13 protein-coding genes are annotated in these 17,195 nt (G+C 29.2%); 7 read left to right on the plus strand and 6 right to left on the minus strand.

Features of this window, described 5'->3' with window-relative positions:
* Nucleotides 1-6 precede the first annotated feature (6 nt).
* Nucleotides 7-849: a pantoate--beta-alanine ligase gene (gene panC / locus I1A51_RS15210; RefSeq protein WP_196895421.1), complete on the minus strand. Its 843-nt coding sequence runs from the start codon at nt 847-849 to the stop codon at nt 7-9.
* Nucleotides 850-959: 110 nt separating this feature from the next.
* On the opposite strand from panC, the gene I1A51_RS15215 reads away from it, so the two are divergent.
* The 3 genes from I1A51_RS15215 to glmS all read left to right on the plus strand — a co-directional run bounded on the left by I1A51_RS15215 (nt 960) and on the right by glmS (nt 5,274).
* Complete coding sequence (locus tag I1A51_RS15215) at nt 960-1,772, plus strand: glycogen/starch synthase (RefSeq protein WP_196895422.1); 813 nt, start codon at nt 960-962, stop codon at nt 1,770-1,772.
* 157 nt (nt 1,773-1,929) lie between these two features.
* Nucleotides 1,930-3,411 (plus strand): DUF4270 domain-containing protein, encoded by a 1,482-nt coding sequence (locus I1A51_RS15220; RefSeq protein WP_196895424.1) that lies wholly within the window; start codon nt 1,930-1,932, stop codon nt 3,409-3,411.
* A gap of 6 nt (nt 3,412-3,417) precedes the next feature.
* A complete protein-coding gene (glmS, locus tag I1A51_RS15225) occupies nt 3,418-5,274 on the plus strand; it encodes a glutamine--fructose-6-phosphate transaminase (isomerizing) (RefSeq protein WP_196895426.1) in 1,857 nt (618 codons plus the stop codon).
* A gap of 51 nt (nt 5,275-5,325) precedes the next feature.
* Here glmS and mutS read toward each other — a convergent pair whose 3' ends face one another.
* Entirely contained in the window at nt 5,326-7,902 is a 2,577-nt protein-coding gene (gene mutS, locus I1A51_RS15230) for a DNA mismatch repair protein MutS (RefSeq protein ID WP_196895651.1), read from the minus strand.
* A 345-nt stretch (nt 7,903-8,247) separates the two neighbouring features.
* A complete protein-coding gene (locus tag I1A51_RS15235; RefSeq protein ID WP_196895428.1) occupies nt 8,248-9,243 on the minus strand; it encodes an NAD(P)H-dependent glycerol-3-phosphate dehydrogenase in 996 nt (331 codons plus the stop codon).
* A gap of 132 nt (nt 9,244-9,375) precedes the next feature.
* Between I1A51_RS15235 and I1A51_RS15240 the strand changes: the two genes are divergently transcribed.
* From I1A51_RS15240 to I1A51_RS15250, 3 genes are all read left to right on the plus strand, one after another.
* Nucleotides 9,376-10,830, plus strand: a complete 1,455-nt coding sequence (locus tag I1A51_RS15240; RefSeq protein ID WP_196895430.1) for an oligosaccharide flippase family protein — start codon at nt 9,376-9,378, stop codon at nt 10,828-10,830.
* Between the two features lie 3 nt (nt 10,831-10,833).
* Entirely contained in the window at nt 10,834-11,265 is a 432-nt protein-coding gene (dut, locus tag I1A51_RS15245; protein WP_196895432.1) for a dUTP diphosphatase, read from the plus strand.
* A 104-nt stretch (nt 11,266-11,369) separates the two neighbouring features.
* Nucleotides 11,370-11,816 carry a lipocalin-like domain-containing protein gene (locus tag I1A51_RS15250; RefSeq protein WP_196895434.1) on the plus strand — a complete coding sequence of 149 codons (447 nt, stop codon included), beginning with the start codon at nt 11,370-11,372 and terminating at the stop codon, nt 11,814-11,816.
* A gap of 59 nt (nt 11,817-11,875) precedes the next feature.
* Here the strand turns inward: I1A51_RS15250 and I1A51_RS15255 are convergent, their stop codons facing one another.
* From I1A51_RS15255 to I1A51_RS15265, 3 genes are read right to left on the minus strand one after another with little or no spacing between them, the layout of a single operon-like run.
* Nucleotides 11,876-14,407 (minus strand): FecR domain-containing protein, encoded by a 2,532-nt coding sequence (locus I1A51_RS15255; RefSeq protein WP_196895436.1) that lies wholly within the window; start codon nt 14,405-14,407, stop codon nt 11,876-11,878.
* Between the two features lie 3 nt (nt 14,408-14,410).
* The gene (locus I1A51_RS15260; protein WP_196895438.1) at nt 14,411-15,316 is read right to left on the minus strand and encodes a FecR family protein; all 906 of its coding nucleotides are present in this window, start codon (nt 15,314-15,316) and stop codon (nt 14,411-14,413) included.
* Nucleotides 15,317-15,358: 42 nt separating this feature from the next.
* A complete protein-coding gene (locus tag I1A51_RS15265; RefSeq protein ID WP_196895440.1) occupies nt 15,359-15,877 on the minus strand; it encodes an RNA polymerase sigma factor in 519 nt (172 codons plus the stop codon).
* Nucleotides 15,878-16,018: 141 nt separating this feature from the next.
* Here I1A51_RS15265 and I1A51_RS15270 point away from each other — a divergent pair, with 141 nt between their 5' ends.
* Entirely contained in the window at nt 16,019-17,191 is a 1,173-nt protein-coding gene (locus I1A51_RS15270; RefSeq protein WP_196895441.1) for a hypothetical protein, read from the plus strand.
* Nucleotides 17,192-17,195: the final 4 nt, after the last annotated feature.

The following is a 17,195-nucleotide window of genomic DNA, read 5'->3' on the forward strand; positions in this document are numbered from 1 at the left end:
TAGCTTCTATGTCAAGCTAATATTATCTATTAATCTAATTTCTCCGGCGAAAACTGCGATAAACGCTCTATATTTAACGTTTTCATTTATAGTTTTCATTTCTTTTAAGTTTTCTTCATCAGCAATGATGAAATATTCTAACTCTAATTCTGGTTGATTTTCAAATTGTTCGGTAACCCATTTACAAATTCCATTCCCTTTTTCATTGATAAAAAGCGATTTAGCTTCTAATAAAACTTTATGAATAAATGGAGAGGCTTCTCTTTGTTCTTGCGTTAATCTCATGTTTCTAGAGCTCATTGCCAGACCGTCTGATTCTCTAAAAATCGAACAACCAATAACATTGACTGGTAAGTTATTTTTTACCACCATCTTCTTGATGATTTGTAGTTGTTGGAAGTCTTTTTCGCCAAAATAAGCATTTGTAGGACGAACGATTTCGAAAAGTTTTTTAACAACCGTTCCAACACCATCAAAATGTCCAGGTCTAAATTTTCCTTCCATCTCTTTTTCTAAACCATCAAATTCGAAATTCTCAGAATTTACATTTTCGTCATAAATTTCTTCAACTGAAGGAATAAAAACAACATCACAATTTGCTTCTTCAAGCATTTTTAAATCTGCGTCAATTGTCTTTGGATAATTTGTTAAATCGCTTGCATTATTAAATTGTGTAGGATTTACAAAAATACTAACTACCACAATTTCATTCTCTTGCTTTGCTTTTTTAACTAATGAAATATGCCCTTGGTGTAAAGCTCCCATTGTAGGCACGAACCCTATATTTTTCTTAGAAATAGCAGGTTGTAAATGTTCTTTTAATTCACTCTTTGTTTTGAACACTAACATAATACTTCTGTTAATTATGATTAAGCAAATGCAAACTTAATCTATTTAAAATCAATTTCTACATAAAATTTTGTAATTTTGCAGAATCTTTAATTATTTTAGTTCAATTTATGAAAGATAAAAGAGTTTTATTTGTTTCTTCGGAAGTTACACCTTATTTACCAGAAAATGAAATGTCATTAACCTCATTTGAAGCAGCAAAAGCTGTGCATCATAAAGGAGGTCAAACAAGAATTTTTATGCCTCGCTTTGGAGTAATCAATGAGCGCAGACATCAATTGCACGAAGTTATTCGTTTATCAGGGATGAACTTAGTGATCAATGACATGGATATGCCATTAATTATCAAAGTAGCATCAATTCCAAAGGAAAGAATGCAGGTATATTTTATTGATAATGATGAATATTTCAAGAGAAAAGCTACATTTACGGATGAAGACGGAAATTTATTTCCGGACAATGATGAAAGAGCCATCTTTTTCGCAAAAGGTGTAGTTGAAACAGTTAAAAAACTTAATTGGGCGCCAGACATTATTCATGTTCATGGTTGGATGGCTGCAATGTTACCTGTTTATTTGAAAGAGTATTATGCCAATGATCCTTTATTTGAAAACAGTAAGATTGTTACATCATTATATGATAACGCATTCGAAGGAACTTTAGACAATGAGTTCATCAATAAAGTGAAGTTTGATCAAATTTCTGATGAAAATGCAGCGATTTTAGAAACTCCTTCTTATGAGAATGTCATGAAAAACGCAATTAACAATTCAGATGCAGTTTTAATTGCAAATGAAAATGTTTCTCCAGATTTAAAAGATTTTGCTAAAAATTCTGATAAGCCAGTATTAGAATATAACGAAGAGCAAGATTTTAAAGAAACTTACTTATCATTTTATAACGAAAAGGTTTTAGACAATTAAAAGAAAGTTATTGATATCTTTTGATTTACATTATGTTAATATTCTTTTAAATTAGACACAGTGTACTAGATTACTAAAAAATAAGTTTATATACTTGTGACTAATAAATCGAAATTTATTATAACTATACATTATTTAATTAAAATAAGAAACATTAATGACTATTAGAGTTGCAAAATATATAAGCTTATTATTATTACTATCAGGAATAATAGTTTCATGTGATAAAGAATTAGAAAATTCAGGAGTTGATTTAGTTGATAACAACAAGTTTTCAACAAATTCTTATTTTTCTCAAATCAAAACAGAAACAGAAAATGTAGAAGCTGTCAGAACGGATAACGCTCCAAATTTTTTATTGGGACTTTATGAAGATAATACTGTTTTTGGTACTACAGAAGCATCTCTTATTTCACAATTAAGAATTCCTTTTGCAGGTTTAACTTTTGATGAAACTGCTAGAATTGATACAGTAATTATCGAATTACCATATTATTATACAAATGATGGAGTTTTTGATGATAATAAGCCTAAATTTACTTTAGATTCTATCTTTGGAAATAAAAATACTGCTTACAAACTTAAAGTTAATAGAGTTAATACATTTTTAAATAACTTAGACCCTGAAGATCCTTCTAAACAGTTAAAATATTATTCTGATAAAGATTATGAATTATCTGATTTGTTAGGTGAAGTTGATTTTGTGCCAAATGCAAATGATACAATGACAGTTGTGAAAAGAAAAGCAGCTGATGGTAGTATTTATGAAGAAGATGAAAGAAAAGATTCACCTGTTAGACCTACTCTTAAAATTCCTTTAGACACGGAATTTTTTACGCAAAATTTCTTAGGTGCTGCAAACGAATCTCATTTTGCAACTAACGATGATTTTATCGATTTCTTTAGAGGAGTTTTCATTGAAGCTCTTCCAATTAATGGTATAGTTGATGCTAATTTAATTCAAATGAATTTATTAACAGATGCAAAAATGACTGTTTATTATTCTGAAACAATCGATGGTGAAAATACCCCTAGCCAATATGTTTTCAGATTCAGTGGAATCATCGCTAATAAATTCGAAAATTCAACTGTTGTATATGATCCTCAATTTAATTATATCCAAGGAGCTGGTGGTTCTTTAACTACAATTTCTCTTTTTGGTGATGATAATGATGGAAATAATATTCCTGATGAATTAGAAGAATTAAGAAATAATGACTGGTTAGTAAATGAAGCTAACTTAGTTTTTTATGTAAATCAAGATCTTTCTTCAGATTTTACCCCTGATAGATTAATCTTATATAACTATGAAACAAATAGACAATTACCAGATGTGTTTGGATTAAATGGATTTGGAAGTATTGGTGGTTTTGTAGAAAAAGATGACAGTAATAAAGCCTTTAAATATAAATTTAGAATAACTGACTATGTATCGCAATTATTAGATCCTACTTCAGATACGGAACTTAATAAATTAGCAATCAAAGTTTTTAACTCTACTGATGCCCCTGTTAACAATCAAGACTTTTTTGTAAGGGAATACGGTTGGAACCCTAAACGCGTAGTTCTTTACGGAAGTGAATCTTCTTTAGAAGATAAAAAAGTTAAATTAGAAATTATTTACTCGGAATTAAACTAAAAAAATATGTGTGGAATCGCTGGATATATAGGACATAGACAGGCTTATCCTATCGTTGTAAATGGTCTAAAAAGACTAGAATACAGAGGATATGATAGTGCAGGTATTGTTCTTTATAATAATGATAAATTAGAAGTTAGCAAAACAAAAGGAAAAGTATCAGATTTAGAAAAAATTACAGATGAGACAAATAATCATATAGGAACTATTGGTTTTGGTCACACTAGATGGGCAACTCATGGTGTTCCTAATGATGTAAATTCTCACCCACACCTTTCTCAGTCAGGAGAATTAGCTATTGTGCATAATGGAATTATCGAAAATTATGACACAATCAAAAAAGAATTAATCTCAAGAGGATACATATTCAAAAGTGATACAGATACGGAAGTTTTAATTAACTTAATCGAAGAAGTTAAAAAACAAAACAATTGTAAACTTGGAAAAGCTGTTCAAATTGCTTTAAAACAAGTAATTGGTGCCTATGCAATTGCTGTTTTTGATGTTAAAAAACCAGATGAAATCATCGTTGCAAGATTAGGAAGCCCAATCGCAATTGGAATTGGTAAAGACAATGAAGAATTCTTCTTTGCTTCTGATGCATCTCCTTTCATCGAATTTACAAAAGAAGCTATCTATCTTGAAGATCAAGAATTAGCTATTGTAAAAATTGGAAGAGATATCAGAGTTCGTAAAGTAATGGACGATTCTATCGTTCCTGCTCCAGAAATTCAAGAACTTGAAATAAGCCTTGAACAAATAGAAAAAGGAGGTTATGATCATTTCATGTTAAAAGAAATTTATGAGCAACCTGATGCTATTGTTGATACTTACAGAGGTAGATTATTAGCCAATGAAGGAATCATTAAAATGGCTGGTGTTGATGATCATATGGAAAGATTCTTAAATGCAAATAGAATCATCATCGTTGCTTGTGGAACTTCTTGGCATGCTGGACTTGTTGCAGAATATATGTTTGAAGATTTTGCAAGAATTCCTGTAGAAGTAGAATATGCTTCTGAATTCAGATACAGAAACCCAGTTATCAACGAAAAAGACATTGTAATCGCAATTTCTCAATCTGGGGAAACTGCGGATACTTTAGCTGCAATTAAACTTGCAAAATCTAAAGGTGCTTTTGTTTTTGGAGTTTGTAATGTTGTTGGTTCTTCTATCGCAAGAGAAACGGATGCAGGAGCTTATACACATGCAGGTCCAGAAATTGGAGTTGCTTCTACAAAAGCTTTTACAACGCAAATCACTGTATTAGCGCTTATCGCATTAAAACTTGGAAAAGCAAATGGAGCTTTATCTAATGCTAATTACCATTCTTACTTACAAGAAATGGAACTTATTCCTAATAAAGTACAAGAATTATTAGTAATCAATGATCAAATTGAACAAATTGCAGAAGAGTATAAAGATGCTCCAAATTGTTTATATCTTGGTCGTGGATTCAATTTCCCTGTTGCTTTAGAAGGAGCTTTAAAACTAAAAGAAATTTCTTACATCCATGCAGAAGGTTATCCTGCTGCTGAAATGAAACATGGTCCAATTGCTTTAATTGATGAGCAAATGCCAGTAATCGTTATTGCAACGAAAAAAGGACATTATGAAAAGGTTGTAAGTAATATTCAAGAGATCAAATCTAGAAAAGGAAAGATTATCGCAATCGTTACTAAAGGTGATGAAACTGTAAAACTAATAGCCGACCACGTTATTGAGATTCCAGATTCTGAAGAAGCTTTTAGTCCTTTACTAACGACAATTCCAATGCAATTACTTTCTTATCATATTGCATTAATGAGAGGTTGTAATGTTGATCAACCACGAAACTTAGCAAAATCAGTTACTGTAGAATAAAACAAAAAAGAGGCTTTAAAAGCCTCTTTTTTTTATCTCTATTTTTTAGTTCTATTTCTTCACCAACATTTTCTTGATTTCATTTAACTTCATCAAGGCTTCTACTGGTGTTAATGTATCAATATTTGTATGTAAAATTTCTTCTTTTATATTTTCTAAAAGTGGATCATCCAATTGAAAGAAACTCAATTGCATGTCTGACTCTTCTTTTGCTTGTTTAAGCGATTCTTTTACATCTTCACTACTATGACTATTTTCTAAATGTTTAAGCATCTTAGAAGCTCTATGAATTACAGATTGCGGCATTCCTGCTAATTTCGCTACATGAATTCCAAAACTATGTTCACTTCCTCCTTTTACTAATTTACGCAAGAAAATCACAGTATCTTTCAATTCTTTTACAGAAACATTGTAATTTTTGATTCGTTCAAACTCTTCTTGCATATCATTTAATTCATGATAATGCGTTGCAAAAAGTGTCTTTCCTTTTGTCGGATGTTCATGTAAATATTCTGCAATTGCCCAAGCGATAGAAATTCCATCATACGTACTTGTTCCCCTTCCAATTTCATCTAAAAGAACCAAACTTCTATCGGAAATATTATTCAAAATACTCGCAGTTTCATTCATTTCTACCATGAAAGTTGATTCTCCCATCGAAATATTATCACTTGCACCAACACGAGTAAAAATCTTATCAATAATTCCAATTCTTGCATTTTCTGCTGGAACATAACTTCCCATTTGTGCTAGAAGAACAATCAATGCTGTTTGACGTAAAATAGCAGATTTACCACTCATATTTGGTCCAGTAATCATGATAATCTGTTGTTGTTCTCTATTTAAAACAACATCATTTGCAATATATTCTTCTCCAATTGGCAATTGCTTTTCAATCACAGGATGGCGACCATTTTTAATTTCTAAATCTGTCGAATCATCCATTAGTGGACGAACATAATTATTTTCTCTGGCAATCGAAGCAAATGAAGTCAAACAATCCAATTGTGCGATTAATTGCGCATTCAACTGAATTGGCTTGATATAATCCATCATAAAACTAATCAACTCTGCAAAAAGCTCTTGTTCTAATTGTCCGATTTTCTCTTCAGCTCCAAGAATTTTCGCTTCATATTCCTTTAATTCTTCCGTAATATATCGCTCTGCATTTACCAAAGTCTGCTTACGAATCCATTCTTCTGGAACTTTTGATTTATGCGTATTTCTAACTTCAATATAATATCCAAAGACATTATTAAAAGCAATTTTCAAAGAAGGAATTCCCGTTCTTTCAGATTCTCTCGCTAAAAGACCATCTAAATATTCTTTTCCTGAGTTGGAAATATTACGAAGTTCATCCAATTCTTTCGAAACTCCTTCTGCAATTGCATTTCCTTTTGCAATATTTACTGGAGCATCTTCTCGAAGTGTTTTGGTAATTTTTTCTCTTAAAGTTGTACAATCTTGTAATTGCTCTCCAATCGCTCTTAAAGCTTCATTTGTACTTAATAAAGCTGCTTCTTTAACAGGAATAATCGCATTTAAAGAATCTTTTAAAAGAACAACTTCTCTTGGACTAACTTTTCCTGTAGCAACTTTTGAAATCAAACGCTCTATATCACTGATTTGCTTTATTTGATAAGAAGAAACTTGATGAAATTCCTCATTTTCTAAAATATATTTTACAACTTCATGTCGTTTCTTAATTCGATTAATATCTTTCAAAGGAAGTGCCAACCAACGTTTCAACAATCTTCCTCCCATTGGAGAAATTGTTCGATCAATCACATCTAAAAGTGTAACAGCATCTACAGAACTTGAATTATATAATTCTAAATTTCGTACCGTAAATCTATCCATCCAAACATAATAGTCTTCTAAAATTCGCTGAATCGAAACAATATGTTGTAATTGATTATGCTGCGTTTCTCCCAAATAATACATAATCGCTCCAGAAGCAATTTGCCCTTCTTCCAAATCTTCAATTCCAAATCCTTTTAAAGATTTTACCTTAAAATGATTGTGTAAAGTTTCCAAAGCATAATCAATTTGGAAAATCCAATCTTCTAAATAAAAAGAATAAAAATTATCTCCAAAAGTGTCAATAAACTTCGATTTATGCTGTTTTTGAACTAAAACTTCATTTGGTTTAAAGTTTTGAAGCAATTTATCAATGTATTCTTCATTTCCTTGTGCAACCAAAAATTCTCCTGTTGAAACATCTAAAAAAGAAATTCCCAATTGTTTTTTCCCAAAATGAATTGCAGCTAAAAAATTATTCGATTTCGAATGTAAAACTTCATCATTCAAGGAAACTCCAGGTGTTACTAGTTCTGTAACTCCTCTTTTCACAATTTTCTTGGTCATTTTCGGATCTTCCAACTGATCACAAATCGCCACACGCATTCCTGCTTTTACTAATTTTGGTAAATACGTATTCAAAGAATGATGTGGAAATCCAGCTAACGCAGTTTCACTATCACTTCCAGCTCCACGTTTTGTCAACGTAATTCCAAGAACTTGCGCCGCTTTTTTTGCGTCTTCTCCAAAAGTTTCATAAAAATCACCTACTCTAAAAAGTAACATAGCATCCGGATATTTCGCCTTGATACTATTGTATTGTTTCATCAACGGAGTTTCTTTCTTTGCTTTAGCCAATTGTTTGAAGTTTTTTAATTTTTGAATTGCGAAATTACTAAAATCTAACACAGAAATTTAACACTAAAGATAAAAATTCTAGAATATTAAATTTGGAGCTTTCCCTTCGGGTCGGGCTTTTCGTTTCAAGTTTTGAAGTTTTAAAAAAGAATTCTAAAAGTCAAAAAAGCTTCTTCAGAGTCGCTTCTTTTCCTTAAGAAATTCTAATTTTAAAATTCTTCAAAAGCTTTTCACTTCAATCCCTAAGCCATCGAAAATAAAAAAGATTGCCATTTTCAGACAATCTTTCGCATATTTTCAAAAAGTATTTTAATTCTAATCTAATAAATCCGTCAACTTTTTAAATTGCTTTTTCGGATCTTTTCCTTCATAAATAATATTGTAAACACAATTGATAATTGGTGCTTTCGCTTTCAATTCTTTATTGATTTTATAAGCAGATTTTACAGCATAATATCCTTCAGCAATCATACTCATTTCCAACATTGCAGACTTAACAGTATATCCTTTACCAATCATATTTCCGAAAGTTCTATTTCTACTAAAAACAGAATATCCTGTCACTAATAAATCTCCTAAATAAGCAGAATTATTAATATTTCGTTTCATTTTATGAATTTTTCGAATATAGCGTTTCATCTCACGAATCGAATTCGACATTAAAACAGCTTGAAAATTATCTCCATAACCTAAACCATGAGCAATTCCGGCAGCAATTGCATAAATATTTTTCAACATCGCTGCATATTCTGTTCCAATAATATCATCTGAAATTTTAACTTTGATATAATCTCCTTCAATAAATTTACTTAATTCAATAGCTTTTTCTTCATCCTGACAAGCGATTGTCAAATAAGATAAACGTTCCATCGCAACTTCTTCCGCATGACAAGGACCAGTGATTACACCGATATTTTCAAATGGAATATTATGCATTTTATGAAAATGTTCTCCAACAATTAAACCTGTTTCAGGAACAATTCCTTTAATTGCTGAGAAAATTATTTTATCGTCTAATGGAACCGTAATTTTTTCTAATTCTGTTTTTAAAAAAGCAGAAGGAATCGCAAAAATCAGAATTTCTGCATATTCTACTAATTCATTAATGTCAGAACTTAAATATAATTGCTTGGTGTCAAATTCAGCTGAGCTCAAATAATTTGGGTTATGCTCGTTTTTTTCAATGTAATCAATTGCATTTTGATTTCGCATATACCAACCTACTGTTTCAAGGTTTTCACACAACATTTTCACGATAGCCGTAGCCCAACTTCCTCCGCCAAAAACGGCAATTCTCGGTATAAAATCCATGTAAATAATTATTTTATATATGCAAAAATAACGCTTTTTCACGGAGACTTAAAAATTTAATATGCTAGAATCCTTTTATTTTATTCAGAAAAAGCACATTTGTTTATCTTTGTTTTTACTTAAACAAATAAATTGAGCACACTTAAACGATTTTTGAAAAACACTGTAATTTATGGAATTGCAGCAGTATTACCGAAAGCTATCAATGTGGCTTTGGTAAAATTACATACTTCGAATTTATCAAACGAACAATTTAGTAATAATACACATTTTTATGTGTGGATTGCTTATTTAAATGTTCTATTAGCATACGGAATGGAAACAACTTTCTTCCGCTATTTCAATAAAGAAAAGGAAAAAAGAAAAGTAGTTTCGACTTCTTTTTTAAGTATTTTTTCAACTTCGATTATTGCGCTTTTAGCTTTACTCTTATTCAAAACAGAAATTGCTAATTTTATAGGTTTCTCAAAACCAATTTATTTCGAACTTTTAGTTTGGATAAGTATTTTAGATGCATTGGTTGTAATTCCTTTCGCATACTTACGTGTGACAAATCGTCCTATTCGTTATACTCTTATTCGAATTTTAAACATTACTGTTTTTGCTTTTTTTAATCTTTTATTCTTATGGTATATTCCATTGGCATTGAAAAAAGGCTATTTTTTACCTGAATTTGTTTCTTCAAATTTTAATTTTCATTTTAAAGAAGGATATATTTTTATTGCAAATTTAATTGCAAGTGTTGTTACTTTTTTCGTGCTTTTACCTGTAATTTTTAAGTTTAAAATCACTTTTGACAAAAGAATAATTAAAGATATGCTTGGTTATAGTTGGCCAATTTTGATTGCAGGTTTAGCTTATATCACCAATGAAAATTTAGACAAATTAGTTATTAAAGATGTAATGGGCGATTATGAAATGGGAGCTTATGCTGCTGCTTATAAAATTGGAGTAATTATGTCTTTGTTTATTTATGCTTTTAAATTAGGAGCAGAACCGTTTTTCTTTAATTATGCTTCTAAAGACAATGCAAAAGAAGCCTATGCAATTATTATGAAATGGTTTACAATTGCAGGAAGTTTGTTAATGCTTTTTGTGATGCTTTATATCGATATAATCGCACCACTTTTATTGGGAAGTTCCTCTTTCTTTGAATTACTTCATATTGTTCCAATAATTCTTGTTGCTCTGTTATTATTTGGAATTTATAACAATTTATCTATTTGGTATAAATTAACAGATAAAACAAAATACGGAATGTATTTTTCTGTTTTTGGAGCGTTAATAACTGTTGCTTTTTTATATTTATTAGTTCCAAAAATTGGTTCTATTGGTGCAGCTTGGGCAACTTTAGCAGCATATGGAAGTATGACAGTAATTTCTTATATATTTAGTAGAAAACATTATTTAATTCCATATAATATAAAAGACATTTTCTTTTATTTAATCTTTTCTGTAATCTTATTTTTAATCTATGATTATTACATTTCAGATAATTTATGGATTGCAACAGCTTTTTTCTTATTCTATCTAATCGTATTATTTTTAAAAGAGAAAAAAGAATTACAAAAAATCTTAAAACGTTAAAAAATGCAAGTAGAAATAATAAATAAATCAAAACACGAAACGCCAAGCTACGAAACAGCAAATTCTGCTGGAATGGATTTAAGAGCAAACATTGAAGAACCAATTACTTTAAAACCTTTAGAAAGAACTATTGTAAAAACTGGACTTTTTATCGCTTTAGAAGAAGGTACAGAAGCACAAGTTCGCCCTAGAAGTGGATTGGCAGCAAAACACGGAATTACTGTTTTAAACGCTCCTGGAACAATTGATGCAGATTATAGAGGAGAAGTTGGTGTTATTTTGGTTAATCTTTCTAATGAAGAATTTACAATCAATGATGGAGATCGAATTGCACAAATGGTTATTGCTAAATACGAACACATTCAATGGAAAGAAGTTTCTGAATTAAGTACTACGGAAAGAGGAAGTGGAGGATTTGGAAGTACAGGAATCTAAATGTTAAAATTCATTTAAATTACTGATTTTAAGAATTTTAAATATTTAATTCATAATTTTATTAATTATATTTGAGTATAGTTAATTATTTAAATGATTTTATTATGAAGAAAATACTTTTGTTTTTTGTGGTTGCGACAATGGCATTAGTTTCGTGTAGCGATGACGATGATAATAATTATGTAGATCCAATTATCGGTAATTGGAAATTAGAAAAAATTATTCAAGTAACTCCTGACGGAACTGAGGTTGAAGTTGGAGATGATTGTGTAATTCAATCTACTATTAACTTCCAAGCAAATGGTGATTTATCATCAAATTGGTATGACCAAGAAGAAGGTGGTCCTTGTGAAGAAACGATGTATACTGGTGACTGGTCTAAGAGAAATGACGGAGGTTACAATATTGCAGCGCAATCTACTCCAGGAGGAGCTTTTGAACTTGACATTATTTATCCTGAATTTAGAGATAATTACGCTAAAATGAGAGTACCTTTCACTCCAGAAGAAGTATCTGTAAATCAACATTATTTAGTATTTGTTAGACAATAAATAATTGTTGAAACAACATAAAAAAACCACTTAATTAGTTTTAAGTGGTTTTTTTATGTTTAAAACATTACTCTGAATAAAATATTTGGTGTAAAAAGTAAACCTTTTCTATCAATTACAACCAATTCATTCACTAAAGTACTATTTACTTTATATTCTCGATTGATATAATTCTTTGTATTTAAAATATTTAAAAAAGAAATTCCAATTTTACTTTTTATCTTTTTTGTAAAATTAAATTGATAAGTTGATGAAAAATCAACTCTAGAATAATTTGGTAATCTTTTATTGTTTATTTCTTCATAAAATATTTCTGGAGCTCCTTTTTGTGATGTGTTTGCGTTATAAACTTCTGTATAAGGTTTTCCTGTATGCCAAGTCCATAAAAGTGCAAATTGAAACTTTTTCCATTGGTAAATTCCAGACCATTTAATCGCATGTTTAATGTCTGTATTTGCGAAAAAATCTTTGTTATCATTTAAATTTTGAAAGAAAGTTTTATTTTTTAAATAAGAATAACTAAGTGAAGTTTTAAAATCTGAAATCGTTTTTTGTGCAAAGAAATCAATTCCATTTATCGTACTATTTCCTGTATGATATTCATTATCATAAGGATTTAAAAAACCTAAAGTTTTTGTAGTTATTCCTTTTACTCTTTTATGGTAAAATTCCACATTAAAATACCAATTATCCTTGAAATAAGTCAAACTTCCAGTGTTTTGTGTACTTTTTATCAAAGGAAATTTATCCTCACTAGATAAAGTCCAAAGTTGATTTTCTAACACAAAATTATTAAAAGCTGTTTCTCGAATTTGACTAATCACTTGATGTTTAATCTCTGTAGAAACAGAAAATTTCCAGAATTTCCCAAATGGCTTTGTAATTACAATTCTTGGTTCAATTTTATTTTCTTTTAAAATGCTAAAATAATTTGTTCTTAAGCCAATATTTAAATAAAATATATTTGGGTTTTTAAAAGAATATTCCACAAAAGAAGCATAAGTTTTATTTTCTTCTTTGCTCGCATCTAAGTTTAAAACATAATTGACACTTTCTCCTTTAAAATCATACCCAACATTTTTATAATCTACTTCTGCTCCAAATTGAATTCTATTATATTTTGCAAAATCATAATTTGTCAAAACTTTTACTCCAAAATCTGAAATACTATTACGCTTAGCATAATTTTCTTTCATATTTTCCTTAGAACCTTCATAAATTCCGTAGTTATAAATCAACTTATATCTCGATAAAAATGCTGTAGTTTCTGTACTAAATTTGTCTGTCCATCTATTTTTAGCTCGAAAACTATAACCATAATTTCTTGTAAATAAATAATCTTGAAAAATTTCATTTTCTGTAGAAGTATTCAGGTAATCTAATTCATTATTTAAATGAATATAACTAAAATTAAAACGATGTTTTGGACTTAAATTCCAAATTAATTTCACATTATAATCATTAAATTTAAATGTTTCAAAATCTTCATCTGTATAATGGATTCGTGTATTTTCAAATGTTTTTTTAGCAATATTTTTTAAAGTTATCGACTGATAAAAATCTGCAATAGAAGAACGTGTCGCTAAAATAATTCCTAATTTATTTTTGATAATCGGAATCTTAATAGAAGCATCCACATTGATCATATTTATACCAACTTCACCACTTATTTTAGTAGGAACTCTCGTATCTGATTCCATTAAAATCGTACTTGAAATTCGCTCACCATATTGCGCAGAAGTTCCTTTATTCATAAAAGTAACTTTCTTTGTGATATATGGATTAAAAGCAGAAACCATCCCAAACAAATGTCCTGTATGAAACATCTGAATTCCATCCCATAAAATTAAATTCTGGTCTGGAGTTCCGCCACGAACATAAAGTTTTGTAGCAGATTCATTTGGACTTTTTACACTTGGAAGAAGTTGTAAACTTTGTAAAATATCAGGTTCTGTTAAACCTGGAATAATTCCTAATTTCCCTGGTCGAATCACAAAAGAATTATTTGTTTTTTTAATTCCTTTCGTCAAGAAATTTGAAATAAAAATACTTGGAAGAATATTGATTTTATCTTCTAAAACAAACGTATGAATTTCTTTATTTTCTATTTTTTCAAATGAAATAATTTTAGATTCATAAGAAAGATGTTTCAATCTTAAATCAGCTTCAGGAATATGACTGATTTCAAAATAACCTTTTGTATTTGTGATTGTATTTTTTTTTCCAATACTAATAATTGCTCCAGAAATTGGTTTTTTATAGTTCGAAAAAACATAACCTTTTATCAAACTTTTCTGTGTTTTTCTCTGAATAACAATATATTTATTGGATAAGATTTTAAAATCAAGAATTGTTTTTTCTTCAAGAATAGATATAATTTCTTCTAATTTTTTATCTTTTTCTTGTAGTGAAATTTGCACATTTTCAATAAGTTTCGATTCATAAGAAAATCGAATTTCAAAGTGTTTTTCTAGGTCTGAAAGTGCGTTTTGAAGTGAAGCATTTTGAAAATTACAAGTATAAGTATTCTCTTTCTGTGCATAAACAGAAATAGTTATACATAAAAAAAGAATACTTAAAAAAACTCTCATTATTTACTTCGTTATCGTAATATTTTTCTCTGAAACTTCATATTTTAATTGCAACGCCGTAGTTAACGTTTGCAAAGCGAGTTCGAGATTTGTATTACTTAACGTTCCAGTAAATAATTTATTGGAGTTAACTGAATTATCTATGTTAATATCATATTGTTTCTCTAATTCTTCAATAACAATTTTCAATGGAGTTTTCTCAAAAGTACTTTCTCCATTTACCCAAGAAGGCGCTTCTAAATTAGAATTCCATTTCTCAATTTTGTTGTCACTATTTTGATAAGCATTGGATTGTGTTAAAATAGTTTCTTTTTCTGCTTGTTTTACAGAAACTTTTCCTTCGTAACAAACAACTTTAAAATAATTATCTAAACTATTTACATCAAATTGAGTTCCAAGTACTGTAACAGTTCCATTTTCTGTTTCTACAGTAAATTTACTTCCTTTTTTAACTTTAAAATAAGCTTCACCTTCTAGTTTTAGCTTTCTTTCAAATTTCCACATGCTTGGTTGATATGTTAATTTCGATTTTGCATTCAAAATAACTTCCGAGCTGTCAACAAGCATTGCTAGTCTTTGTTCTCCAATTCCTGTTTGAATTGTTGTAGGAGAAGTTTTTAATAAAAAGAAAGAAATCATTATTACTACAGATGCTGCTGCTGCATACATCCAAAGCGGAATCACTTTTGATTTCTTTTTTGGCGTGTCAATTTGATTTTTGATTGCCTCAAAATTCTGATTCATTTCAAATTTTGGTGCTTCCAAAAATTCTGACTGTTTTTTTATTTCTGAAAAGACAGCAAAATCTTCTTCCGAAACTAATTTTTTCAGTTCCAAATCAGAAATTTCGCCAGCAATCCATTGTGCTAAAAAAACATCTTTATTTTCTATGTTATCTTCTGTTTTCATGGTTTTATACTACTATAACAACATTATTAAATAATACCCTACCTATATTTTTCCAATTTTTTCTCTTAATACAGATAAAGCTTTGTGCATACGTTTTTCTACTGCTTTTACTGAAATCCCGAGCATTTCAGCAATTTCTGCATACGTTTTTTTGTCAATTCTGCTCAATAAAAAAACTTCTCGTTGCTTTTCAGATAAAGAAGCAATTGCATCATTTAATTTTTGTTGAAATTCTTTTTGTCTTAATAAGTTTTCTGGTGTGTCATTATCTCTACTTTCGCTCACATTTTGTGATTCTCTGTACTTTAAAACAACTTTTTCATGTTTTTTTTCGTTAAGAAACAAATTAGAAGCAACAGTAAACAGAAAAGACTTCGCTTTTTCATAAGAAACTTTTTCGCAATTCTTCCAAAGTCTTACGAAAGCTTCCTGAAGCAAATCTTCTGCGTTGTCTTTAGAGCCTGTTTTATAATACATAAAATGATAAACATCTTTTGAGTATTTAGTATAAAGCTCTTGAAAAGTAGATGGTTTACAAACCGATTTTTTATCTTTAGTCATTTAATAATGATATTAAAAGGGGTTGTAAAATTATTATTTTCGAGAAAAGAATAAAAGTTTTGAAATAATTTATTTTATTTGACGCTGAGTAGGGTAATTATAAAAAGTATTGTTCTATTCAAACAGAATAGCGAATTAATCATGAAAAATTTACGTAACCAAATTCTTATTATCTTTTTGGTAGGATTTATTTTCAACTCTTGTGAAAATGATGATTCTATTGGGGAAAATTCGATAGATGATAAGATAATCGAGCCAAGTGAATCTTTGAATTCTTATATAGACACTTTTCGCTTTTATCTGGAAAATGAGGAAGAAAACTTAGAAGACTTTCTTTGTTTTGAATTTGTTTATCCAGTAAATATTAAAATCGACAATCAAGTGACAATGACTGTTGAGAATTTAGAAGGAATGAAAAATGTTGTTGAGTATCAAATTGATTCAGGTACAGATTATGGAATTGCATTTCCTTTTCAAATCAAATTTCCACATATCGATGTGCAAAAAAATATTGCAAATGAACAGAGTTTTAATGAAACTGTGCAAAATTGTAATTACCAACCAGCACAAGATTGCTTTGATTTCCAATATCCAATTCAACTTTTAGTCAATAATGAAGCACATACAGTCTATAGTCCTGTTCAATATATTCAAACATTAGATGAATATAATGGTCTTGAAATTGATATTGCTTATCCTTTTGTTGTTCGTTTGGAAAATGGATCTTTACAATTTATTGATAATGCAGCAGAATTTAGTGAATTACTTGAATCGTGTAATGATAATCAAGAAGATTTACCTTGTTACACATTAGATTTTCCTGTTTCTATGATTTATAACCAAAGTGAAATTGAAGTTGATAATTATGAAGAATTCATGAATATTTTTAATCAATATGAATCTCAAAACGTCGATATTGAATTTGATTTTCCTTATACCGTTGTAAATCCAAATGAATTGGACGAACAATATACTATTCATGATCCTGCGCTTTTAAGTTTTTATTTATCAGATTGTGAAAAGTTATTTTTTGATTTCGATTTCGATTTTCAATTTGAAGAATGTATCACAGGAATTGTGTATCCAGTTCAAATGAATGTAGATGGAGAAGTTATAACATTCAATAATTTACAAGAACATCAAAATTATTTCTCAGATATGGCAAATGGATATTACGATAATATCGAATATGTATATCCTTTCAATTTTTATTTACCAAACCAACAACAATATGTAGTCGATAGTTTACATAGCTACTTAATTGCATTATATATTACAGATTGTGAGGAATTTTACACACAAGATGATGATTAAAAAA

Origin of the sequence: Aureivirga marina, assembly GCF_015767265.1 — a bacterium.
Taxonomy (GTDB): domain Bacteria; phylum Bacteroidota; class Bacteroidia; order Flavobacteriales; family Flavobacteriaceae; genus Aureivirga; species Aureivirga marina.